The organism is Qipengyuania huizhouensis (genome assembly GCF_019711635.1).
Classification (GTDB): Bacteria; Pseudomonadota; Alphaproteobacteria; order Sphingomonadales; family Sphingomonadaceae; genus Qipengyuania; species Qipengyuania huizhouensis.
The window spans coordinates 336674-359127 of record NZ_JAIGNT010000001.1 but is presented as its reverse complement, the minus strand read 5'-3'; the positions used below and the strand labels follow the sequence as shown (position 1 = coordinate 359127).

Sequence of the window (22454 nt, the reverse complement as noted above, 5' to 3'; positions counted from 1 at the left end):
TGATGAGGCAAAGAAGCTAGCGGACCGTTTGGCTTCCTTTGTAGAAGGTCCGCTATTAGGTGCACTTGGTCGAAAGCAGACAGACAGCTAGCGGCCCCAAAGCTGCCTTCGGGCGATAGTCTCGCTGAATGACTGAAATGGGGCCGATTGCGGCCTGTCTGCTTTTGGCCTCAGCGACGCGAGAATCAGACAGTTGGCTTACGACGCCGTTGCGGCCATTTTCCGGTGGTGAGAGGCGCCCTGGAAGCCTGTTTGCGTACCTAAGCTTCAGGCCAACGCCTGAACGATCGAATAGAGACTGGTCGCAATCAGCACCACTGCCACTGTGGCCAGCAACAAACGCGGGCGGATGCGCTTGACTAGCAGCGCGCCGAGGGGAGCGGCGAGCACGCCTCCGATGATAAGTCCCAACGTTGCCACCGTGAAGGCAGCGACCCCGAGCGAAACGATAAAGGCGATTGAGACGGAAAAGGCGAGCAGAAACTCGGCGGTGTTGACGGTGCCAACGACCCGCCGCGGATCGCCACCTTGGATCAATAAATTGGACGTGACGACCGGCCCCCAGCCGCCGCCTCCAGCCGCATCGAGGAACCCGCCGATTAGTGCCAGCGGCCGCGTGGTCTTGGGATCCTCGAAACGAGGCTGTCCTAAGCGTATCGCGCGGTAGAGCAACAGCACGCCAATTACTGCAAGGTAGGCCATTACGAAAGGCCGCGCGACTGACGCGTCGATACTGGACAGAAGGTAGGCCCCGACAACACCACCAGCGATACCGAATGGGACCAGCCGGCGGAAAAGACCCCAGTCCACGTTGCGGTGGAGGATGTGGCTCGTCCCGGAGGCACCGGTGGTGAAGACTTCGACTAGGTGAACGCTTGCCGAAGCAGAGGCCGGTGGCACACCGATGCTCATCAAGAGCGTTTGTGAGATCACGCCGAATGCCATTCCAAGCGCACCATCAATTATTTGCGCGGCAAAGCCGATCAGGATGAAGGGAAGCAGGCTTGCCACGAGCGGCGCAATTGCATCGAACATAGAGAAAACCTATGAATGACACGAGACGCCCAAGGACGCGCCAATGTCGGCCGGAGCAGATCGGGTGACCGCCAAATAGATTTAAGCCACGCGCAACACAAATGGATTCATAGAGAGGCTGATAATGCCAGCCGACAGTGACGGGTATTCGTAGATTGCGGGGACTAGCAGGTGCTCCATAAGTCCCGCGAGATTAGTGTGTCCGCAACATCCCAATGTCGGTCGATCATAGCGTATGTTAGCCAACCTAGAAGCTAGATTTCAGTTCGCTCTGCCAAGAGCAACGCGTCTTCGACGTCGACGCCCAAATAGCGCACACTGTTTTCGATCTTCGTGTGGCCGAGCAGGATCTGAATAGCTCGGATGTTCCCGGTCGCGCGGTAGACCTTCGCTGCTTTCGTCCGACGCAACGAATGCATCCCATATTCCGCTTTGCGAAGTCCGATTGCAATGACCCAACGTCTACCAGGCGTGCATACTGTCGCGTGCTCATATGCCCCGCGCGGTCGATCCGGCTTGGAAACAGATAATCGCTAATTGAGCCGCCTCGACGTTCCAGCCACGCTAGCAAAGTGGCACGCACATCGCGGACAGTTCGAACTGCACCGGCCAATTGGTATTCTGCTGAATGACGGTTGTTCGATTGCGGATCTCAACACCCGCAACCACATCGCCCTCAGATCTCGCCTCTGGGGCCGCTTGCGGACTGTCCGCTTTTTTCGATCCGGGCTCGAAAGCTGACCTTTAGCTAGCAACCAATTGCGGACATTGCGGGATGGAATGCCGTGAATTATCCCAGAAAAACTGAAGCTCCGTCGTAACTCTCCACAAACTCGTCGTGTTAGGGCAGAATTAACCATGTGGACGGTATCGCATTCGAGGGATTTTTCTATCTAGGCTGCCATGAACACGATACTAGTCGCCGACGACGAACCCCTGATGAGGGAGCTTCTGGAATTCCGCTTGGCCCAGCGGGATTATCACCCGGTCACTGCTGCTGACGGTCGCGAAGCGCTTGCTCGTCTCGAGGATTCATCGCCCGATGCGGTGGTCCTTGATGCCATGATGCCGGTGCACGATGGGTTCGAGGTGCTAAGGCGCATGCGCGCTTCATCCCAACATGCAGATACGCCGGTAATCATGCTGACCGCTCGGCGGGGCGAGAAGGACATTGTCGAGGCGCTGGAGATCGGTGCCAACGACTATCTCGTAAAGCCTTTCATGCCCGAAGAATTGCTCGCCCGTCTGGCGCGCCTGCTGAAGGATAAGTGACTTTGCGCATACTGTTGGCGGGGATGTTGCTCGTCTCCGTAATGAACGCCTCGGCATTCGCTCAGGACACCCTCTACGACCGCGCTGTTACTGCGCGACTGGCGGACGATCCGGCGCTCGCGGCGTCTCTTCTCGAAGAACGGCTTGCGGAAAATCCCGACGATGTCGATGCGCTCGTGCAGTACGGTTACGCTCTCCTGGCTCTGGGCAAGCTCGAAGAGGCGGAATTCGCTTTCCGGAAAGTTCTCCGACAAGCTCCGGAATACGCCGACGCTGCGCAGGGCCTGGCGCTCGTCGCGGAGCGCCGGGAGACCGAACGCGCTGCGGGTCGCGGCTTCCTTCTCGTCGAAGGGGCCTTGAGCAATCCCGGCAATGGACAGGGTGATTGGCAGGAGCTTGGCATGCTCGCCTCCCTCCCGATCGGCACCCGCACTACTCTCGACTTTGGCGGGACCTGGTATCGGCGCTTTGGTACAGAAGACGTGGAGCTTGGTGTACTCGCCACCCGCAGGGCGACAGAAAACCTGTGGCTAAGGGCCGGAGCATCGGTTACCCCGAATGCGGATTTCCGCCCGGCCACCGGCATCTCGGCAGGCTTCGATGTCAGGATCGCTTCCGGCACCGTCGCCAGTCTCGATGGCAGTTGGCAAAGCTATCCCGTGCAAGAGGTCTGGACCGTGAGGCCCGGCATTACCCAATATTTCGGCGGCGGTCGCTTCGCTGCGTCGCTGCGCGGTCGCGTCGTCGCGGCCGATGGTGAAGACGTCCAGATCGGTGGCACCTTGCGTGCAGACTATATGCCAATCGCCCGTACCCGCCTGTTTATCGGTGCGGCGACCGGACCGGACACCGATCTCGGTGTGGTCCGCGATACCACCAGCATCTTCGCAGGGGGAGAACTGCCACTTACGCAGGATATCTCGCTCACCGGCAGTATCGCGCAAGAGTGGCGAGAGGATGGGTTCGACCGCACCGAGGGGCGGATCGGGGTCAAGCTCTCGCTGTGACGACGCTGCGTGATCTTTGGGAGGTTTCTCTCGCGCTTTGCCTGCTAGCCATGGCCGCGCTGCTGCTGCTGCTGCTGGCGCGGGTGCTATCTGCGCGCTTGTTCGACCGCACGAGCGCGTCGCGACGGCGCCTCTTGCCACTGCTGCTTGACGGCGATCCCGCCGAACTGGAACCGCTCGGAAAGCGCGAACTCCAGACGGCTGCCGACCTGACGGTCGAGATCGCAGAGATGACGCGGGGCAGCGAGCGCGAAGCCCTGCTTGCCCGCGCAACGGCGCTTGGTGTGACGGATCTGCTGATTGTCCAGCTGCGCTCGCGTAAGGCCCAATCACGCCTCAACGCGGTCGAGGCGCTTTCGATGTTCGAGGGTTCGCATGACCATGTGACCGGCGCGCTGGACGACCGCAATCCCGATGTCAGGCTCACTGCCGCCCTGGCTTTGGCCCAGCACGCAAACGCACCGGCACCACTCGATATCGTAAACAAGCTGAACGTGGGAGCGGAGGAAAATTCCCTGCTCCTCGTTTCGTTGATGGTCGATCTTGCCGAAACGGATTCAGAAGCTGTAGCTGGCCTCTTGTTCGAGAAAGACCTGTCCTATCGGATCAAGGTTGCAGCGATGGATGCCCTTTCGCAGCGCGGCGGCGAATATGCTCCGCTGCTAGCGCACATGGCCCGCGACTCCGGCAACGAGCCAGATTTGCAACCCCGCATCTTCAGGGCCCTGGGCCGCACCGGTCATCCTGCGGGGGCGGAAGCCATTATGGAAGGACTATTGAGCGACAACTGGGCAGTGCGCGCTGCCGCAGCCGAAGCGGTGGGCAACACACGGCTTGTGGCCGCCGCGGATCGCTTGTCCGCACTACTCAATGATCCCCATTATTGGGTGCGCTACCGCGCCAGCGAGGCCTTGCTGCGCATAGGTGCGCGCGGCGTGTCCGTTCTTCGAGATGCCAGCCGGAGCGAGGACCCGGTCGTGCGTTCGGCTGCTTCGAAGATGCTGGCAGAGGGTCGCGCATGACTTTCGATTTCGCCATTCCCGATCCTGCCGCGTGGATGGTCGCCTCGGCCGAGGCCATTGCTCTGGTGGTGATCGTTGCGGGTCTGCTGCAGATCGTCTTCTACTTTGTGCTGCTGCTCTATGCAGGGGCGGCACTCGGAACGCGGCCGCCGGTGCCACGCAGTGCAACGCTATGGCGGCGTTATTCCGAGCAGGCTCCAGCCATTTCGGTACTGGCTCCTGCCTTCAACGAAGAACTCACTATCGTGGAAAGCACGCGCAGCCTGCTGGCTCTGCAATATCCCGATTTCGAAGTGATCGTGATCAACGACGGCTCGAAGGATGGCACGCTTGCCCGCCTGGTATCCGAATTTGGGCTGGAGCAGGTGGACCGGTTCGTCGATCGCAGCGTCGAACACGCCCCAATCCGCGGTTTCTACGCGTCGCCGCGTCTGCCCCGCCTGCTGGTGGTGGACAAGGAAAACGGCGGCAAAGCCGATGCCCTGAATGCAGGGATAAATTGCACCCGCACCGCGCTGTTCTGCGCCATCGACGCAGACTCAATTCTGGAGTCCGACGCCTTGCTGCGGGTTGTCCGCCCCTTCATCGATGAGCCTGACCTCACCATAGCGGCGGGAGGCACGATCCGTATTGCCAACGGTTGCAAGGTCGATTCCGGGCGCATCAGCGATATCAAGCTACCCCGCAACTTTCTCGCCCTGGTGCAAATCGTGGAATACCTTCGCGCCTTCCTCATGGCGCGGGTCGGTCTTGGCAAGATGCAGGCGCTCACGGTCATTTCGGGCGCTTTTGGCCTGTTCCGCCGCCGTCAGGTTGTCGAGGTCGGAGGCTACAGCCACGGCACGGTGGGCGAGGATATGGAACTGGTGCTCAAGCTCCATCGCCTGATGCGCGAAGCGAAGCGAGATTACCGCATCAATTTCATTGCTGAACCGGTTTGCTGGACCGAATGTCCCGACACGCTGTCCGTGCTTGGGCGTCAACGCGCCCGGTGGCAACGTGGTGCGCTTGAATGCTTCGTCAAGCACAAGGACATGCTGTTCAATCCGCGCTACGGCCGGATCGGCATCGTCGGCTTCGGTCATATCCTCCTCGTTGACGTTCTCGGGCCGTTGTTGGAAGTGCTGGGCTATATTCTCGTGCCACTGCTCTGGGCTCTTGGACTGCTGGCGCTGCCCTGGTTGCTCGCCTTCCTCGCGGTAACTTTCATGTTCGGCGTATCTCTCTCGATCGCAACGCTTGTGCTGGAGGAGATACAGCTGCGCCGCTTTCCGAAGGCACGCGAATTGGCCGTGCTGGCGGTCATCGCAGTGCTGGAGAACTTTGGCTACCGCCAGCTCTCGAATCTCTGGCGTCTCCAGGGCTGGTGGCAATTCATTCGCAAGCAGCAAAGCTGGGGAACGATGACCCGCAAGGGTTTCTCGGCAACCTAATTTTGCAGATCGCGGAGCAAGGCTGATAGCCGCTCTGCCGCGGCGAGGTAGTCTCCATTGGCCTCGAAAATGTCTTCAAGCTCTGCAGCGGCTTCGCCGATCTGTGGCTGCCCGAACATTCCCGCGATACCCGCCAGTCTGTGCGTCTGGCTGGCGATTGCTTCCCGGTCGTCGGCGGCAATTGCGGCTCGCAACGCAGCCTCGTGTTCGCCGGCACGAGCCGCAAAGCGCACAGCCATTTGCGCCATCTTGATTTCCAATTCTGCGCTCATCCGATCAGTTCGCGAACCTTCGACGAAAGCGTCATCGGGTCGAAGGGCTTGGCGATGACGCCTACGGCATCCATCGTGGAAAAGTTCTGCAATTCGCTGCGCTGGGCCCGCGCGGTCACAAAAATTACTGGCAGGTTGGCAAAGCGAGCGTCCTGCCTGAGGTGTGTCAGCAAGGTCGGCCCGTCCATCTCCGGCATCATCACATCGAGCAGCGCCACATCGGGCATCCACTCCTCGATCAGCGCCAGCGCTGCCGAACCCGACGCCGCGGTTTGCACATGAAACTGGGGGTCGAGCTCCAGCGCCATCTCGGCGATCTCGCGAATGTCGGGTTCATCGTCGACATAAAGGATATTCATCGCTGGGCCTCCTGCCGGTGCCTGATGACGAGATCGAGCGTTGCTTCGACAAGGTCGTCAACCGAGGCGCGGCTCTTGATCAAAGCCCTGTCAGCAACGCCGGTTTGGGCACTCTCGTCGAACGCCGTGAAGAACAACAAGGGCAACGCGGGGAACTTCTCACGCAGTTCCCTGGCGAAATCGGCGCCGCTCTCTTCACCCAGAGAGACATCGATAATCGCCGCCACCAAATCCTGGGAAGCAATCGCGGCGCGGGCATCGGCAACACTTTGGACGGAGATGACCCGTGCCTTGCCAGCAAACGTGCTGGCGACGACAGTCAGCGTATCGTCGTCATCATCCAGATGCAGCACAAGTGGCAGGTTCTCGTCGGTCTCAGGCGCGGCCCCCAGGTGCTGTTCCTGGGCGAGGGGAATATCGGCATAGAAGACGCTGCCACCACCGTCGCGGTCAACGAAGCTCACCTCTCCTCCATGGTGCCGCGCGATCTCGCGCACGATCGAAAGGCCTAGGCCAGTGCCTCCCTTCGCTCGCGAATTGGAGGCGTCTGCCATGGCGAACTTGCCGAAGATGCGGTCTCGGAAATCATCCGGAATACCGGCGCCCCTATCTCGCACTTCGATGCGCGCGTAACGACTGTGCATATCGCCGACAATCTCCACCTTTTCGCCAGGGGGCGAATGTTTGATGGCATTGGAAATGAGGTTTGTGACCAGCTGCTCGAGACGGTCAGGATCCCCCATGATGCATTGCGGCCAAGGCGGCACCGTAAGCTCAAGCTCCACATCGTGCTTCTGTGCGAAGGCAGCCATTGCGTCTTGGGTACGGCGCAGCAGCGGGGCCACCTGCATCCGCCGGATATCGAACTCCATCTTGCCGGATTCGATCTTCTCGATGTCCAAGATGTCGTTGATAAGGCGGATCAGGCGTTCACAGTTGGCATGGGCGATGCCGATTAATCGGCGCGTTTTCTCCTCCAGTGGACCCGCAGCGCCGCCCATCACCAGGCCAAGCGATCCGGCGATGGAGGTCAGCGGCGTGCGCAGTTCATGGCTGACGGTGGAGACGAACTCGTCCTTCATTCGCTCGGCTCGCTTCCGATGAGAAATATCGCGGATCGAGGCGACGTATTGTGGCTCCCCCTCTTCCTCGAGACCGCTGGCAACGCGGCTGATGGCAACTTCGGTCTCGAATGTCGTGCCGTCCGCACGGCGACCGATGAATTCCTGCTTACGGCCGGCACCATTCTCTCCGGCGGTGCCAACCGTCGAAAGCCACGCTTGCGACTCAGATGGGGAGTAGTCGGTATCCAGCAGTACAAGATTGTTGCGACCTAGCAGGTCCTTCTCGGCATAGCCGAACATGCGGCTGATGCTCGGGTTCATCCGCAGGATGTTTCCCTGAGCATCGAGCCACAGCATGCCATCCACGCCGCCATCGAACATAGCCTTCTGCCGCTTCGCCAATCGCTCCACTTGCGTCATGGCCTTTCGGCGTTCTCGAGAAGATGAGAAGATTAGCAGCGAGGCAATCGCTAGCAGAACGGCAATACCGACCAGTAGCAGTGTGACGGTTCTTTCGACATCGCGGCGCAGGATAGAGCCCGCTTCGGTCGATACCGCGAGTGCATTCGCCTCCTCGGCATCCATCCTGGCGACGAGTGAACGAATCTCGTCCATCGTCACACGTCCTCGTCCACTTGCAATCAACTGTCGCGCTTCTTCGATATTGCCGCTGCGCACGTCCTCCACGTTGCGAGCAGCTATCTCCAGCTTGGTGTCCGACAGCGCCAGCAATTCATTCAGTTGGGCAAGTCGGGCGGCGTCGGCATCTGCCCGCAGCCTTGCAAACAGGGAGTCTCGCCTGGGAATTGCGGCACTGTAAGGTTCGAGGAAATCCGGGTCACCCGATAGTACGTAGCCGCGGACCGCTGTTTCCACATCGAGGTGCAAGGTCAGGAATTGGGAAAGCAGAGAACGGGTCTCGACGGTCCGTTCGGACGTGACGCGGTAATCGCGCACTTCCTCGAACTCGCCCAGCAGGACGAAGTGCACCCCTAGAAGCGAGAGAGGCACGAGAAAGAACGCCAAGGCGAGTAGGAATCGGCGTAGACTGGAAGAGACAGGACGGAAAGGGGACATACGACGCCACAGGTAGCCTAAGATCCAAGAATTAGGGCAAAATAGTTGAATATCGCTGAACCGTTTCGCCAGTGTCTAATTATGGTCCTAGCGCGACACGAATTTTATCTGCGTGTCCGAGGAGCTAAGGAGTTGAGAGGGAATGTCTGAGATAAGGATGCCTAGCTACTATCGCTCTAGCATGAACCAACGGCAGCTTTCGGGCGACATTCGAGACCATGCGGATGGCCGCTATGGGGGCGCAAAGCGGACTTCATCTGAGAAAAGTAGCGATGCGACTGACAGCACCGCCACCTAGTCTGACCAAGCTCACCTAAACCAGACGCCTCGCCCCTGAATCCCGCAGTTCTGCGGCCTTCAAGCGGTCTTTGCGTAGTTCAGAGAGTGATTGATAGAGTACCTGCCCTGGCTCCCTATCGATCACTAAGCGTCATGAGCAGACAAGAAATTTCGAGGTATTTCTCTTGGCGTCGTAAAGCGCCCTGTCGGCCGCTTCGAACAAGAGTTTGGGGTTCAACTCAGTGTCTTTCGAAACGAAGGCCAATCCAACCGACATGTCAATTGGCAATAAATCGCCGTTGTAAAGTATTGGGCTCCGCAGGCTACCGATGCGCATTCCCACTTCCATCTCCGTATCGCGCCGCGTTTTGCCAGACGGAAGCAACACTGCGAATTCATCGCCGCCGATCCGCGAAATGAGTTGCGCTTCGGGAAACGCATTTCTTAGCCGCTCTCCGAAAGCGGCTAGACACGCATCCCCGGCAGAAATCGTCCGGCCGAGTTCGGCCGCCTGCTTTTACGAGCCGGGCTCGACGGCGTCGTGCTCGCCCCTCCTGCTTGCGATCAGGACGATATTCTGGAGATGCTAGACAAACGTAAGTTACCTTACGCCCGGATCACGCCTCACCGGAATATGAATCAAGGAATCGTATTGGCGATGGATGAGGTCGCGGCCGGTCAAGCCGTCGCTTCCCACCTTCTGGCACTTGGGCATCGACGTATCGGCATAATAATGGGTGATCCTTCGCACGCAGCGAGCGCCGCCCGCATGGAAGGCTATCGCCGCGCCTTTGCCGAAGCAGGGGTGGCAATCGACGACAATTTGATCGTAACGGGCGATTTCACGTATGACGTCGGTCACTCCTTAGCGGCAGAACTTCTGCGCCGCACTCCTCAACCGACAGCAATCCTAGCGCAGAATGACGATATGGCCGTGGCTGCCATGGCGGCGGTACGCGACTGCGGTTTGTCCGTACCTGGGGAAGTTTCTGTTGCCGGCTTCGATGATTCAGAAGTCGCGCGTACCGCTTGGCCCCAGCTGACCACTATCCGTCAGCCGGTGTTGCAAATGTCATGGGACGCTACCGACCGTCTCATTTCCTCGCTTGAGGCAGATTCGAAAGGTGACCCGGAAAACTCATCGTCTTACGCGCGCCTCGTCAATCATCCTCATAAGCTGATAGTGCGCGGATCCACTGCTCCGCCGCCATAAGCTTGCGATAAATCAGGTTACGCGCCTGACGGCGGTCCAGATTGCGGTAAGCGGTGCTTCGCGAATGGATATGGGCAATTCACATTCATCTTGAATTCGCTTTGGTCCCATTAAAACGGATGACCGGAAGGCCGACCCATCTGCCTGTTGCGACGATGCTTGCTTTTCGGCATCGAGAGCCATTCCTAGGTGGATGCATCAAGATGCATCAAAGCGAATACCAGTTCGACTGTTCGCAATGCGCGATCTTTCAATTTGGGTTATAGCCGACACATGTTCGAACAGCTCGACGCCCTGCTGCTGGCCCGCATTCAGTTCGCCTTTACGGTCAGCTTCCATTTTATCTTTCCGGCTTTCTCAATCGGGCTGGCCAGCTATCTCGCGGTGCTTGAGGGGCTGTGGCTCAAGACTGGCAGGCAGCTTTATCTCGACCTGTTCAAATACTGGCTGAAGATTTTCGCGATCACTTTCGCGATGGGCGTCGTCTCGGGCATCGTGATGAGTTACCAGTTCGGCACCAACTGGTCGAAATTCTCGGATATTGCCGGGCCGGTTATCGGCCCGCTCATGGCGTACGAGGTGCTGACCGCCTTCTTCCTCGAGGCAGGTTTCCTGGGGGTCATGCTGTTCGGCATGAACAAGGTTGGCAGGAAGCTGCACTTCGCAGCTACGCTGATGGTTGCGGTGGGGACCTTTATCAGCGCGTTCTGGATACTGTCGGTCAACAGCTGGATGCAGACGCCGGTGGGCTATGAAATCGGAGCGAACGGCCAGTTTCTGCCCGGCGACAGCTGGTGGAATATCGTGTTCAATCCGAGCTTCCCCTATCGCCTCGTCCACACGGTCATCGCTGCCTATCTCACCACTGCCTTCGTGGTAGGCGGGGTCGGTGCATGGCACCTGCTGAAGGATCGCGCCAACCTCCATGCGCGCAAGATGTTCTCGATGGCGATGTGGATGGCGGCGATCGTCGCTCCGATCCAGATATTCGCGGGAGACATGCACGGCCTGAATACGCTCGAGCATCAGCCGCAGAAAGTCATGGCGATGGAGGGGCATTTCGACAGCCACCCTGATGGTGCGCCGCTGATCCTGTTCGGAATTCCGAACAGCGAAGAGAAGCGTGTGGATTACGCGTTGGAGATTCCGAAGGCTTCCTCGCTCATTCTCAAGCACGACCTGAATGCTCCGCTGGCCGGGCTGGACACGATACCCGACGATGAAGAACCGCCCGTCGGCATCGTCTTCTGGTCGTTCCGGATCATGGTCGGCATCGGCTTCGCCATGCTGGGAATGGGATTATGGAGCCTGTTCGCGCGGTATCGCAAGAAGCTCTATGATTGGCGCATATTGCACAAGGCGGCACTGGTCATGGCGCCGAGCGGCTTTGTTGCAGTCCTCGCAGGCTGGATCACTACCGAGGTCGGCCGACAGCCCTATGTCATCTACAATTTGTTACGAACGGCTGATGCAGCAAGCCCGCTCGATGCTCCTGCTGTGGGTGCCTCGCTGCTCGCCTTCGTCGTCGTCTATTTCGCCGTGTTCGGCGCGGGCGTCTGGTACATCCTTCACCTGATGCACAAGCCGCCGCACACGGGCGAGTACGGCGTGAAGCGCGGCGACAAGGGGCCGATCCGTACGGCCGGCATCACGCCGGGGCCGACGCAGAACCCGGGTGAAGATTCCGACACCCTGCCGCGTGATCACCAGGAGGCGACCGATGGCCGTTAACGTGGACCTGACGACCATCTGGGCGTTCATCATCGCCTTTGCCGTGTTTGCCTATGTCGTGATGGACGGCTTCGATCTCGGCATCGGCATACTCTTCCCGACTTTCGAGGTGGGACCGGAACGCGACCGTGCGATGAATTCGATCGCGCCGGTCTGGGACGGAAACGAGACGTGGCTGGTGCTGGGTGGGGGAGGCCTGTTCGCGGCTTTCCCACTGGCCTACGCAGTCATCCTTCCCGCCACCTATCCGCTGATCATCGCCATGTTGCTCGGCCTCGTCTTTCGCGGCGTGGCGTTCGAATACCGGTGGCGTGATCCCGGCCACCGGCGATACTGGGATGCGGCCTTTACCGGTGGAAGCCTGGTCGCCGCGATGGCGCAGGGAATGACTCTGGGCGCATTGCTGCAGGGTATCGAAGTCGTCGATCGCTCCTATGCGGGAAGCTGGTTCGACTGGTTCACGCCTTACACCCTGCTGACCGGCTTCGGCACGGTCGCGGGCTATGCGCTGCTGGGTGCGACATGGCTGGTATGGAAACTGGAAGGGGAGAGCCAGAACCACGCGCGCAAACTCGCCAAGCGCGCTGCCTGGACGACCTTCATCCTGATGGGCGCCGTCAGCCTCTACAATCTCGGCCTGCGCCCGGAGTATGCCGAACGTTGGCTAACCGAACCGGAGATCTACTTTGCAGTCCCCGTGCCGATCCTGACCGGCATCATCGCGCTGGCATTGCTGCGCGCTCTGTCGGTCGAACGGCATAGCAAGCCCTTCTGGTTGAGCCTTGCCCTCTTTTTCTTCGGCATGGCAGGGCTCGGCGTTACGATGTGGCCGAACGTCGTACCTCCGTCCGTTACTATCTGGGATGCCGCTGCGCCCGAGCGTAGCCAGGTTTTCATGCTGATCGGAGTTGCGATCACCATGCCGCTGATCATCGCCTATACGGCATGGGCCTATTGGGTTTTCCGCGGCAAGGTCGCGGACGAGGGCTATCATTGATGACGCGTCCCGAAGAAAAACCTCTCTGGCAAAGGCTGGGTTGGATGGCCGTCATCTGGCTCGCCAGTGTCGCCGTCCTTGGTGTGGTGGCGCTGCTGATCCGGACATGGCTCGGGCTCTGACTGACGCGATTCAATAGCCACCGGTCAGGCTTCGATGCTTCGCATGTTGATTGGAGTTTGTGATTCCGCTGCGAGCCATTACGTTTCTCTCCGCAACCGAATCTGCATATTGAGGAGAGACCCATGACGAAGACCTATGCCAATTTGATAGACGGCGAGATGGTTACTGCCGGACAGACTTTCGAAGTCGTGAATCCAGCTAACGAGCAGGTCGTGGGTCTCGCGCCTGCTTGCGGCAAGGACGAACTCGACCGCGCAGTCTCTGCCGCCCGGCGCGCATTCAAGACCTGGCGCAAGACCAGCGCGGAAGAGCGCCAGAAGGTCGTGCAGGGCATCGCCGGCGTGATCAAGGATAATGCCGACGAGCTGTTCCGCCTGCTGACCACCGAGCAGGGGAAGCCGCATGCTCAGGCGCAGCAGGAGATTTACGGCGCTGCCGGACTAGCGGCGGCGCAATCGACGCTCACGCTCGACGATGTGATCAACCAGGATGACGACACACGCCTCAGCCGTACGCGCCGCGTGCCGGTTGGCGTCGTCGGCGGCATCGTGCCGTGGAATTTCCCCGTCATGATGGCGATCCAGAAAATCGTGCCCGCACTGATTTCGGGTTGCACCATCGTGCTGAAGCCATCGCCTTTCACGCCGCTTACCACCTTGCGCATTGCAGAATTGATCAAGGACGTGGTCCCGGCCGGAACGGTCAATATCATCACCGGCCCCGACGAACTCGGTCCGCTCATTACCGAGCATCCCGATATCGACAAGATCACCTTCACCGGCTCCACGGCGACGGGCAAGAAGATCATGGAAGGCGCCGCGGGCGATCTGAAGCGGATCACGCTGGAACTGGGCGGTAACGATGCCTCGATCGTGCTGCCCGATGCCGATGTCGAGAAGGTGGCCGAACAGCTTTTCTGGTCGAGCTTTTCCAATGCCGGGCAGATATGCGTCGCAGCCAAGCGCATCTACATCCACGAAGACATCTATGATGATCTTTCAAAGGCCATTGCCGAATACGCCAAGGGCGTTGTCGTCGGTGATGGATCGCAGCAGGGCACAGGCGTCGGCCCGATCCAGAACAAGAAGCAGTTCGATCGCGTCTGCGAACTGATTCAGGATGCCAAGGACAAGGGCTATGAATTCCTGACCGGCGGTGATGTCGATCCCTCGGGCACGGGATACTACGTGCCGATCACCATCCTCGACAATCCGCCCGAAGATGCGCGCATCGTGGCAGAAGAACAGTTCGGACCAGTTATGCCGCTGATGAAGTTCGCCTCTGTGGAAGAAGCCATCGAGCGGGCGAACAATTCGGAATATGGGCTGGCTGGTGCAGTCTGGACCAAGGATACCGATAAGGGCGTGGAAATTGCCGAACAGCTCGAAACCGGGACAGTGTGGATCAACGAATTCCTTCACATTTCCCCGCTGGCGCCGTTCGGTGGACACAAGCAGTCGGGCTTCGGCGCGGAGTACGGGATCGATGGCCTGAAGGAATTTACCTATCCTCAGGTCATCACGGTAAAGCGCGACGCCAGGGTCTGATCTTCCCTCCCCATACAGGTGTGAGCGAAGGCGCCCTGATGCGCCAGTGAGGCGTGATCGACCATGTCTCCGGCGGGCAACTTCGCACTGTTTGGGGTGCGCGATGATTGGCGGCGCTAGGCCCGCCTGCGGGTGCCGAACGAACCTATCGTCGGAGTGGGGTGTACGCCTTGCACCGTCATGGTGCGCGCCATCTGCTCCGAAAGGGTGATCTCGCCGCCAATTCCCCGTTCACTGCTCAGGCCGAGAAAGGCATCGAAGGTTCCGGCCTCGATACGAAAGCTGCCATCCGGTTGATGCGATCCCAGCGCCTCGCGACCGATCTCGAAGGTGAGGGTTTCCCGTTCGCCCGGCCGGAGACGGATACGTTGGAAATCGACGAGAGGCATTCGCCGAGACCGCGTTTCGCCGTCCGCCGTCCGGCGCGCGATGTAGAGCTGTACGGTTTCGGTCCCTTCGCAATTGCCTGCATTGTGCAGCTGCGCGATGGCGAAGATAGTGTCCCGCCCCAATTCGATCGAGAATTCGGTCAGGGCGAAATCGGCATAGGTCAGGCCGTGGCCAAAGGGCAGCAATGTAGACCCATCGGGCGTGCATATCTCCAGCGACAATTTCCCTGACGGAGAAGTTTCACCGGCCAGCAACTCCGCGATGGCGTGGCCGCTCATTGTTCCCAGCTGGCCGGCATGCAGGATGCAGGGGAGGGATTTTCCCGAAATCCGTGGATCGATTGGCCGCGGTCCCATGGTGACCAACGCCAGGCGCGGATTGGCGGCGGAAAGCGCGTACAATAACTGCTCGTTCGCTTCTCCGAGTTCACCCTTATCGGTGCCGGCGAGAACCAGTACGACCGTTCCCGCCCGCTTCGCAGCCTCGATAGCCATTCCGATCGCCATACTGTCGGCGGCGATCATGTCTCCAGGCCCCGCTCCGCCGTCGCGCAACGCAAGGCCCGATACATAGCGATGCGGCACTCCGAGCTGTTCCAAGCCATCGATAATGCTCGCTGCGATGCCTGCCCGTCCGGCGAGAGGCGCGGATCGATCGGAGGCGGCGGGACCCACCAGAAGGACGTCGCCAGAATCTATTCCCAGCGGTAGCAATTGCGGTTCGTTGCGCAAAAGCACGGGGGAACGCCTTGCCAGTTCAAGCGCGGCTTCCCGATTGTGGATCGGTGTCGGCAAATCATTCGTCTGCGGGGCCTGGCTGGACGACAAGGCGGCCCTAAGCAGGCCAAGACGGAATTTTGCGCGCAGTACGCGTGCGACCAAAGAATCCAGGCGCTCTGCTGAAATCCGCCCTTGATCGATAGCAGTTGCCAGCAAATCCGCCGATATGCCGTCGCACAAGCCGGTCACCCCGGAACCCGTCAAATCGCGCGCCAGATCGTCCCATTCGGAAAGCCATATTCCGTCGAAGCCCCCGGGCCCTTTAAGGAACCGAAATGCTGTATCTACCGCATGTTGGACTTCACCGCCCAGCTCATCGATAGCAATAGCTCCGACATTTGCCTCCGTAATGGCGGCGAGCGTAATATCGAGCGCTCCAGTCGGCCCCGTGCGTTTGTCGTCCTGTCGATAGCTTGCGATAATGCCGGACAAATCCAGACAAGATAGCAAGGCGAACGCGCCGCTTGCGTCCGTCTGCTGCAGCCCACGGATACGAGCAGCGGCTATGCGTGCGGCAAGATGCGTGTCCTGGCCACACGAATCCGAAGGTGCTCGACGCTCATCGGATAGAACGATCTCGGGACCGAATGCCCAGTTTATGCCGCGTCGCTCGGCCTCCTGCGCGATAACGGCCTCCGAAGTCTCGATAGCCTTCATATCCCAGCTTGAGCTTGCAGCGAGCGCAGTGGGGAATATCGTGTCGATCCCAGTCCCGGTTCTTGCCGGGAAAAGCAGGGGTATACCGAGACGCGACTCCGTCTGGGCGATATTCTGGAAATAATCGGCCTGTTCGCGGTCGCGGATTCCCTTGATCGATCCGATCATGCCCTTGCGAATATCAGCGGCGAGACGCTCCCTTTCACCGCGGTCCCCGGGGAGCGGGGCCGATCGCATTGCCAACTGGCCCGCCTTTTCCTTTGGAGACATGTATGCCAGCAGATCGGCTATCAGCCTTTGACACTCCGTATCGGTGATTGCCTGGATCATCCGATATTCGCTCGCGGTGCAAGGCGTACGGGTGACTGGAGGAGAAATGTCCGACTTCGACTGCGCACGTTGCCTCCATCTAGCTGTGACCGACTCAGATGTTCGTCCTACGGCGACACGCGTGGTGGATGACCGCCGAGGCGCGGGATCATCACAAGCGAGTCACGAAGATGAGGGGAAATGGTGAATATCCGGTAAGCGAGGCCGCCAAACCGCAGTTCGCATCGGGGCAAGCAATGCTTTGCCTTCCATCGTTTACGGACATAAAAATATCTTTATATGTCGGGCGAGATGCGGACTGAAACCATCTTTCGTGCCCTTGCGGACCCGACGCGCCTGCGGATCATGCGGCTGCTCGGCTCGATGGAGCTGGCGGTGGGAGAAATTGCTCAGGTCCTCGGGCAAAGCCAACCGCGCGTTTCACGCCATGTCGGTATCCTGTGCGATGCGGGGCTTGCCGAGCGTCGACGCGAGGGGAGCTGGATTTTTCTGCGCGCAAAGAGCGACGATGAGGATGCTTCAACTATCCGGGCCGACCTTGGGCGCTTTCTTTCCCGGATCGAGGCATTCGACAGCGACTTTGGTGAGCAATGCGAAAGCGACCGCCGCAGGTTGGCGGAAATCCGTGCATCTCGCGAGGCCCAAGCGCAGGAGTATTTCGCCGATCATGCCCATGACTGGGATGAATTGCGGCGCCTGCACTCTTCCGATGAACTGGTCGAAGCAGCGCTCGCCGAAGCGCTCGAGGAAAGGGCGCTGGGCCGCCTTCTTGATATCGGAACCGGTACGGGACGGATGGCCGAACTCTTCGCCGACAAGGCAGATCACATCGTCGCTCTCGACAAGAGCCTTGCCATGCTGCGGCTGGCCCGCGCCAAGCTGCAACATCTCCCTGCCGCCCGCGTCGAGGTTATGCAGGGGGACTTCGCAAGCCTGCCCTTTGCGCCCGACAGTTTCGACACCGTCCTGTTCCACCAGGTGCTGCATTTTGCGACCAGTCCGGCAGCCGCTCTGTGCGAGGCGGCGAGGGTGACCCGGGCAGGCGGGCGAATTGCGATCGTCGATTTCGCCGCTCACCAGCGGGAGGAGCTTCGTGAGAAGCACGCCCATGCCCGGCTCGGCTTCGCCGACGGCCATATGCATGAACTACTCGATGATGCGGGCTTCGAACCGCGAGAGCCGATCTCGCTCGACGATGGTGAGATCGGCGTAAAGATCTGGGTGTGCAACCGCCGGCGCGGTTCGGAAAGGACAGTTGGATGAGCCCCACTCTCGACCAGATGCGCGAAGCGCAGCGGGCACTGGAAAGACCGCTTTTCTCCGGTTTGCCCGGCGATATCGAGGTCAGTTTCGAATTCTTCCCGCCGAAAACGGAGAAGATGGGCGAGACGCTGTGGCAGAGTGTCCAGACGCTCGCCCCTTTGGATCCGCGCTTTCTCTCGGTGACTTACGGAGCAGGCGGTTCGACGCGCGAGCGCACCCATCAGGCGGTTCGGCGCATCGTGAACGAAACGGCAATTCCCGCCGCAGCTCACCTAACATGTGTCGACGCGACCCGCGAGGAAGTCGATCAGGTGGCCCGGGAATATTGGCAGGAAGGCGTGCGCCATATCGTTGCCCTGCGCGGCGATGCCCCCAGCGGCTCAAAAGGCTATGCTCCGCATCCCGGTGGTTATGAAAATGCCGCCGACCTGATTGCCGGACTGAAGAAGATCGCCGATTTCGAAATCTCGGTCGCCGCCTATCCCGAGGTGCATCCGGACTCGTCGGACCGGCAGGCAGACCTCGATAATCTCAAGTGCAAGTTCGATGCGGGTGCGACACGCGCGATTACCCAGTTCTTTTTCGAGCCGGAATGCTTCTTCGACTTTCGCGACAAGGCGGCTGCTGCCGGGATCGAGGGCGAGATCGTCCCTGGTATCATGCCGGTCCTGAGTTTCGCGGCGGTCCAGCGTATGTCCGGCCTCTGCGGCACGGCCATTCCCGAGTGGATGGGAGGCCTGTTCGACGGTCTGGATGAGAGACCCGAGGCCCGCCAGCTCGTCAGCGCCACCATCGCCGCCGAAATGTGCCGCCGTCTCTATGCGGGCGGCGTACGGCAGTTCCACTTCTACACCCTCAACCGCGCCGAGCTGAGCTATGCGATCTGCCACATGCTCGGCCTGCGACCGAAAGCGTAAATCAATGTCCAAGAGACACGAATTCGAAGCCGCCGCGGCTAAGCAGATTCTTATCAAGGACGGGCCCTACGGCACCGAGATCCAGCGCGCGAAGCTGGGACCGGAGGACTATGCAGGGGACACCGGGCTGGAGGCCGACCAGAAGGGCAATAACGATCTCGTCAACCTGACCCAGCCGCAAGTCATCCGCCGGATTTGCGACAGCTATATCGATGCGGGCGCACATATCCTCGCCACGAACACTTTCAACGCCAACCGCATCAGTCAGGCGGATTATGGCGCGGAAGGGCTTGTCCACGACATCAACGTGGCCGCCGCGAAGATAATTCGTGAAGCGATCGACGCTCGCACCGATGGAATTCCGCGGTTTGTCGCTGGTGCAGTCGGGCCGACCAACAAGACGCTTTCACTGTCGCCCGATGTCGAGGACCCGGGCTTTCGCGAAGTGACTTTCGACGAGATCGTGGAGGTTTACGTCGAGCAGTCCCGGGCGCTTATCGAGGGCGGGGCAGATTTCATCCTGATCGAAACCGTATTCGATACGCTCAACTGCAAGGCGGCGATCATGGCGGTGAAGAAGCTGGAGCGCGAGCTGGAGCGCGACATCCCGCTGATGATTTCGCTTACCCTTACCGACCTTTCAGGGCGCAACCTTTCAGGACATACCGTCGAAGCTTTCTGGTATACCGTGCGACACGCGAAGCCGCTTACGATCGGCCTCAATTGCAGCTTCGGCGCTGAGCAATTGCGGCCGCACGTCCAGATACTTTCCGACATCGCCGATGCCTATCTGATGGCCTATCCGAACGCCGGCCTGCCCAATGATCTTGGCGAGTATGACGAACTGCCGGAAACGACCGCCGCGCTCACCAAGGTGTGGGCCGACGGTGGCCGGATCAACGCTCTTGGAGGCTGTTGTGGCTCTACCCCCGAACATATTGCCGCGATGGCGAAGGCCGTCGCCGGCATCGCGCCACGAAAGCCACCCAGTATCGGCCCGGATATGCGCCTCGCCGGACTTGAACCCTTCACGATTGCCGCCTGATGAGTGACCTGACCACCGCCCGCTTCGTCAATATCGGCGAACGTACCAATGTGACCGGCTCTGCAAGGTTCAAGAAATTGATCCTCGCCGACGATTACGAAGCCGCCGTCGAAGTCGCACGCGACCAGGTAGACAATGGTGCACAGGTGATCGACGTCAACATGGACGAGGGTCTTCTGGACGCCGAGCATGCGATGACGACCTTCCTCAAGCTCATCGCCGCCGAGCCCGATATCGCACGCGTGCCGGTGATGATCGACAGCTCCAAATGGGACGTGATCGAGGCAGGCCTGAAATGCGTTTCCGGCAAGCCGATCGTCAATTCGATAAGCATGAAAGAGGGCGAAGACGCTTTCCTCGAACATGCACGCAAATGCATGGATTATGGCGCTGCCGTTGTCGTGATGGCCTTCGACGAGACCGGGCAGGCCGATACGAAAGAACGCAAGGTCGAAATCTGCAGCCGTGCCTATGACCTGCTTACAGGTATGGGTTTTCCGCCAGAGGATATCATCTTCGATCCCAACATCTTCGCGGTTGCGACGGGGATCGAAGAGCATGACCGCTACGGCTTGGACTTTCTCGAGGCGGTAAAGGAAATCAAGCAGCGTTGCCCGCATGCCAAGACGAGCGGCGGCCTTTCAAACCTGAGCTTCAGCTTCCGCGGCAACGAAACGGTGCGCCGCGCGATGCATTCGGTTTTCCTGTTCCACGCGATCCCCGCCGGGCTCGACATGGCAATCGTCAATGCTGGCCAGCTGGATGTTTACGACCAGATCGATCCTGAACTGCGCGAAGCATGCGAGGATGTGATCCTGATGCGCCGCCCGGATGCGACCGAAAGGCTGATCAACCTTGCCGAAAGCTATCGCGGCAAGAACGCGGCGGACGAGAAGGCCGCGGAAGAATGGCGCGGATGGCCCGTCCAGCGGCGGCTCGAACATGCGCTGGTGAAAGGCATCGACGCGCATGTAGTGGCCGATACCGAAGAAGCCCGCCAGGAGTTCTCCCGGCCCATCGAAGTGATCGAGGGCCCGCTGATGGACGGCATGAACGTGGTCGGCGACCTGTTCGGCAGCGGCAAGATGTTCCTGCCCCAGGTGGTGAAGTCCGCCCGCGTCATGAAGAAGGCGGTCGCGCACCTCATCCCCTTCATCGAGGCTGAGAAGGACCTGCTTCCGGAACAGGAACGCAAGGCCAAGGGCAAAATCGTGATGGCCACGGTCAAGGGCGACGTTCACGACATCGGAAAGAACATCGTCGGCGTCGTGCTGCAGTGTAACGGCTATGACGTCATTGATCTTGGGGTCATGGTTCCCTGGTCGAAGATCCTCGAAACCGCACGCGAAGAGAAAGCGGATATGATCGGGCTGTCGGGTCTCATAACTCCCTCGCTCGACGAAATGGTGACCGTTGCGGAGGAAATGCAGGCTGCGGAAATGACCATGCCGCTGCTGATTGGCGGAGCTACCACCAGCAAGGTACACACCGCGCTGCGCATCGATCCTGCCTACAAGGGGCCGGTGATCCACGTGCTGGACGCAAGCCGTGCTGTGGGTGTGGCCAGCCGGCTTCTGTCGGACACCCAGCGGAACGAGTTCGTCGAGACCACCGCCGCCGATTACACCAAGGTACGGGAGGCGCGCGAAGGCAAGACACAGAGCGTGCTGCTCAGCCTCGAAGACGCGAGAGCGAACTTCTTCGACGCCTATCTCTCGGACAAGGCCGCGCCGCCCTTGCGGCCCGGGGTCCACTCTTTCGAAGATTGGGATCTGGCAGAGTTGCGCGACTATATCGACTGGACACCTTTCTTCCGCGCCTGGGAACTGCACGGAACCTATCCCAAGATCCTCGACGACGAGGTGGTGGGCGAAACCGCGCGCCAGTTGAAAGACGATGCGGACCAGATGCTCGACCGGATCATCGGCGAGAAATGGCTGACCGCCAAGGGAGTTGCGGGCTTCTGGCCCTGCGCGCGCGACGGCGACGATGTGACACTTCACCTCTCCGAGCGCGAGGAGCATGTGGTTCTCCCCTTCCTTCGCCAGCAAGTGAAGAAAAGCCGCGACCGGGCGAATATGTGCCTGGCCGATTTCATCGATCCGGCGGGCGACTGGATCGGCGGCTTTGCCGTCGGCATCCACGGAATCGAGGAGCACTCGAAGCGATTCCTTGCCGACAAGGACGATTATTCGGACATCCTCCTGAAGGCGCTGGCTGATCGTTTCGCCGAAGCCTTTGCCGAGCGGCTTCATCAGCATGTCCGCACGGATTTATGGGGGTATGCGCCGCAAGAGCAGCTCGACAACGCGGCGCTGATCAAGGAGCAGTATCGCGGCATCCGTCCAGCGCCGGGCTACCCTGCCTGTCCCGACCATAGCCTGAAGCCCATCCTGTTCGATTTGCTCGATGCCGGAACGAATGCGGGGCTCAAGCTGACCGAAAACTATGCCATGCTGCCTACTGCGGCAGTGAGCGGCTTCTATTTCGGCCATCCCGAAGCGCAGTATTTCGGGGTCGCGCGCATCGGCCGTGACCAGCTGGAGGATTACGCGCAGCGGCGCGGTGTGGATATCGCGACGGCTGAACGCTGGCTCAGGCCCAATCTGGATTGACCGCACTGCGCTAATCGCGCAGGGCAT

Annotated in this window: 19 protein-coding genes and 1 pseudogene; 13 read left to right on the top strand and 7 right to left on the bottom strand. The window is 59.9% G+C overall.

The window, feature by feature from the left end; genetic code table 11:
* Positions 1–267: 267 nt before the first annotated feature.
* Entirely contained in the window at positions 268–1035 is a 768-nt protein-coding gene (locus tag K3180_RS01710; protein WP_221537917.1) for a sulfite exporter TauE/SafE family protein, read from the bottom strand.
* A 254-nt stretch (positions 1036–1289) separates the two neighbouring features.
* A pseudogene (locus tag K3180_RS01705) lies at positions 1290–1710 on the bottom strand (tyrosine-type recombinase/integrase); the annotation flags it as partial.
* A gap of 228 nt (positions 1711–1938) precedes the next feature.
* Here K3180_RS01705 and K3180_RS01700 point away from each other — a divergent pair.
* Genes K3180_RS01700 through K3180_RS01685 form a run of 4 tightly spaced genes read left to right on the top strand, consistent with a single transcriptional unit; the run spans position 1939 to position 5769 of the window.
* Positions 1939–2307: a response regulator transcription factor gene (locus K3180_RS01700; protein ID WP_221537916.1), complete on the top strand. Its 369-nt coding sequence runs from the start codon at positions 1939–1941 to the stop codon at positions 2305–2307.
* 41 nt (positions 2308–2348) lie between these two features.
* Positions 2349–3314 carry a YaiO family outer membrane beta-barrel protein gene (locus tag K3180_RS01695; RefSeq protein WP_221537915.1) on the top strand — a complete coding sequence of 322 codons (966 nt, stop codon included), beginning with the start codon at positions 2349–2351 and terminating at the stop codon, positions 3312–3314.
* Between the two features lie 50 nt (positions 3315–3364).
* Positions 3365–4336 carry a HEAT repeat domain-containing protein gene (locus K3180_RS01690; RefSeq protein WP_221537914.1) on the top strand — a complete coding sequence of 324 codons (972 nt, stop codon included), beginning with the start codon at positions 3365–3367 and terminating at the stop codon, positions 4334–4336.
* Positions 4333–5769, top strand: a complete 1437-nt coding sequence (locus K3180_RS01685) for a glycosyltransferase family 2 protein (protein WP_221537913.1) — start codon at positions 4333–4335, stop codon at positions 5767–5769. Before K3180_RS01690 ends, K3180_RS01685 begins: the two co-directional genes overlap by 4 nt.
* Here the strand turns inward: K3180_RS01685 and K3180_RS01680 are convergent.
* From K3180_RS01680 to K3180_RS13015, 4 genes are all read right to left on the bottom strand, one after another.
* On the bottom strand, positions 5766–6041 hold the full coding sequence (locus K3180_RS01680; RefSeq protein ID WP_221537912.1) for an Hpt domain-containing protein: 276 nt from the start codon (positions 6039–6041) through the stop codon (positions 5766–5768). The two genes, K3180_RS01685 and K3180_RS01680, sit on opposite strands and share 4 nt — an antisense overlap.
* Positions 6038–6400, bottom strand: coding sequence for a response regulator (locus K3180_RS01675; RefSeq protein WP_221537911.1), 363 nt, complete (start codon positions 6398–6400; stop codon positions 6038–6040). The genes K3180_RS01680 and K3180_RS01675 overlap by 4 nt, the downstream gene beginning before the upstream one ends.
* Positions 6397–8454 carry an ATP-binding protein gene (locus tag K3180_RS01670; RefSeq protein ID WP_221537910.1) on the bottom strand — a complete coding sequence of 686 codons (2058 nt, stop codon included), beginning with the start codon at positions 8452–8454 and terminating at the stop codon, positions 6397–6399. The genes K3180_RS01675 and K3180_RS01670 overlap by 4 nt, the downstream gene beginning before the upstream one ends.
* A gap of 517 nt (positions 8455–8971) precedes the next feature.
* Complete coding sequence (locus tag K3180_RS13015) at positions 8972–9310, bottom strand: GGDEF domain-containing protein (protein ID WP_221538066.1); 339 nt, start codon at positions 9308–9310, stop codon at positions 8972–8974.
* Between K3180_RS13015 and K3180_RS01660 the strand changes: the two genes are divergently transcribed.
* The 5 genes from K3180_RS01660 (at position 9296) to K3180_RS01640 (ending at position 14431) form a co-directional block, all read left to right on the top strand.
* A complete protein-coding gene (locus K3180_RS01660) occupies positions 9296–10033 on the top strand; it encodes a substrate-binding domain-containing protein (protein WP_221538065.1) in 738 nt (245 codons plus the stop codon). The two genes, K3180_RS13015 and K3180_RS01660, sit on opposite strands and share 15 nt — an antisense overlap.
* Before the next feature lie 273 nt (positions 10034–10306).
* Complete coding sequence (locus tag K3180_RS01655) at positions 10307–11764, top strand: cytochrome ubiquinol oxidase subunit I (protein WP_221537909.1); 1458 nt, start codon at positions 10307–10309, stop codon at positions 11762–11764.
* Positions 11754–12761: a cytochrome d ubiquinol oxidase subunit II gene (gene cydB, locus K3180_RS01650; protein WP_221537908.1), complete on the top strand. Its 1008-nt coding sequence runs from the start codon at positions 11754–11756 to the stop codon at positions 12759–12761. The genes K3180_RS01655 and cydB overlap by 11 nt, the downstream gene beginning before the upstream one ends.
* Positions 12761–12883, top strand: coding sequence for a DUF2474 domain-containing protein (locus K3180_RS01645; RefSeq protein ID WP_221537907.1), 123 nt, complete (start codon positions 12761–12763; stop codon positions 12881–12883). The genes cydB and K3180_RS01645 overlap by 1 nt, the downstream gene beginning before the upstream one ends.
* A 123-nt stretch (positions 12884–13006) precedes the next feature.
* Positions 13007–14431: an aldehyde dehydrogenase family protein gene (locus K3180_RS01640; protein ID WP_221537906.1), complete on the top strand. Its 1425-nt coding sequence runs from the start codon at positions 13007–13009 to the stop codon at positions 14429–14431.
* A gap of 116 nt (positions 14432–14547) precedes the next feature.
* On the opposite strand, the gene K3180_RS01635 is transcribed toward K3180_RS01640, so the two are convergent.
* Positions 14548–16587 carry a glycoside hydrolase family 3 C-terminal domain-containing protein gene (locus K3180_RS01635; RefSeq protein WP_221537905.1) on the bottom strand — a complete coding sequence of 680 codons (2040 nt, stop codon included), beginning with the start codon at positions 16585–16587 and terminating at the stop codon, positions 14548–14550.
* Positions 16588–16878: 291 nt separating this feature from the next.
* Between K3180_RS01635 and K3180_RS01630 the strand changes: the two genes are divergently transcribed.
* The 4 genes from K3180_RS01630 to metH are packed head-to-tail and all read left to right on the top strand — an operon-like array spanning position 16879 to position 22427.
* Positions 16879–17850, top strand: coding sequence for an ArsR/SmtB family transcription factor (locus tag K3180_RS01630; protein WP_221537904.1), 972 nt, complete (start codon positions 16879–16881; stop codon positions 17848–17850).
* Positions 17847–18767, top strand: a complete 921-nt coding sequence (gene metF, locus K3180_RS01625) for a methylenetetrahydrofolate reductase (protein ID WP_221537903.1) — start codon at positions 17847–17849, stop codon at positions 18765–18767. The genes K3180_RS01630 and metF overlap by 4 nt, the downstream gene beginning before the upstream one ends.
* Positions 18768–18771: 4 nt before the next feature.
* The gene (locus K3180_RS01620) at positions 18772–19812 is read left to right on the top strand and encodes a homocysteine S-methyltransferase family protein (RefSeq protein WP_221537902.1); all 1041 of its coding nucleotides are present in this window, start codon (positions 18772–18774) and stop codon (positions 19810–19812) included.
* On the top strand, positions 19812–22427 hold the full coding sequence (gene metH / locus K3180_RS01615) for a methionine synthase (protein ID WP_221537901.1): 2616 nt from the start codon (positions 19812–19814) through the stop codon (positions 22425–22427). The genes K3180_RS01620 and metH overlap by 1 nt, the downstream gene beginning before the upstream one ends.
* Positions 22428–22454: the final 27 nt, after the last annotated feature.

What these genes read in the sequence shown, in the direction of transcription:
- metH (WP_221537901.1), top strand. Translation starts at nt 19,812, where the DNA reads ATGAGTGACCTGACCACCGCCCGCTTCGTCAATATCGGCGAACGTACC.
- K3180_RS01680 (WP_221537912.1), bottom strand. Translation starts at nt 6,041, where the DNA reads ATGAGCGCAGAATTGGAAATCAAGATGGCGCAAATGGCTGTGCGCTTT.
- K3180_RS01640 (WP_221537906.1), top strand. Translation starts at nt 13,007, where the DNA reads ATGACGAAGACCTATGCCAATTTGATAGACGGCGAGATGGTTACTGCC.
- K3180_RS01675 (WP_221537911.1), bottom strand. Translation starts at nt 6,400, where the DNA reads ATGAATATCCTTTATGTCGACGATGAACCCGACATTCGCGAGATCGCC.
- metF (WP_221537903.1), top strand. Translation starts at nt 17,847, where the DNA reads ATGAGCCCCACTCTCGACCAGATGCGCGAAGCGCAGCGGGCACTGGAA.
- K3180_RS01620 (WP_221537902.1), top strand. Translation starts at nt 18,772, where the DNA reads ATGTCCAAGAGACACGAATTCGAAGCCGCCGCGGCTAAGCAGATTCTT.
- cydB (WP_221537908.1), top strand. Translation starts at nt 11,754, where the DNA reads ATGGCCGTTAACGTGGACCTGACGACCATCTGGGCGTTCATCATCGCC.
- K3180_RS01700 (WP_221537916.1), top strand. Translation starts at nt 1,939, where the DNA reads ATGAACACGATACTAGTCGCCGACGACGAACCCCTGATGAGGGAGCTT.
- K3180_RS01695 (WP_221537915.1), top strand. Translation starts at nt 2,349, where the DNA reads ATGAACGCCTCGGCATTCGCTCAGGACACCCTCTACGACCGCGCTGTT.
- K3180_RS01690 (WP_221537914.1), top strand. Translation starts at nt 3,365, where the DNA reads ATGGCCGCGCTGCTGCTGCTGCTGCTGGCGCGGGTGCTATCTGCGCGC.
- K3180_RS01630 (WP_221537904.1), top strand. Translation starts at nt 16,879, where the DNA reads ATGCGGACTGAAACCATCTTTCGTGCCCTTGCGGACCCGACGCGCCTG.
- K3180_RS01685 (WP_221537913.1), top strand. Translation starts at nt 4,333, where the DNA reads ATGACTTTCGATTTCGCCATTCCCGATCCTGCCGCGTGGATGGTCGCC.
- K3180_RS01655 (WP_221537909.1), top strand. Translation starts at nt 10,307, where the DNA reads ATGTTCGAACAGCTCGACGCCCTGCTGCTGGCCCGCATTCAGTTCGCC.
- K3180_RS01645 (WP_221537907.1), top strand. Translation starts at nt 12,761, where the DNA reads ATGACGCGTCCCGAAGAAAAACCTCTCTGGCAAAGGCTGGGTTGGATG.
- K3180_RS01710 (WP_221537917.1), bottom strand. Translation starts at nt 1,035, where the DNA reads ATGTTCGATGCAATTGCGCCGCTCGTGGCAAGCCTGCTTCCCTTCATC.
- K3180_RS01635 (WP_221537905.1), bottom strand. Translation starts at nt 16,587, where the DNA reads ATGATCCAGGCAATCACCGATACGGAGTGTCAAAGGCTGATAGCCGAT.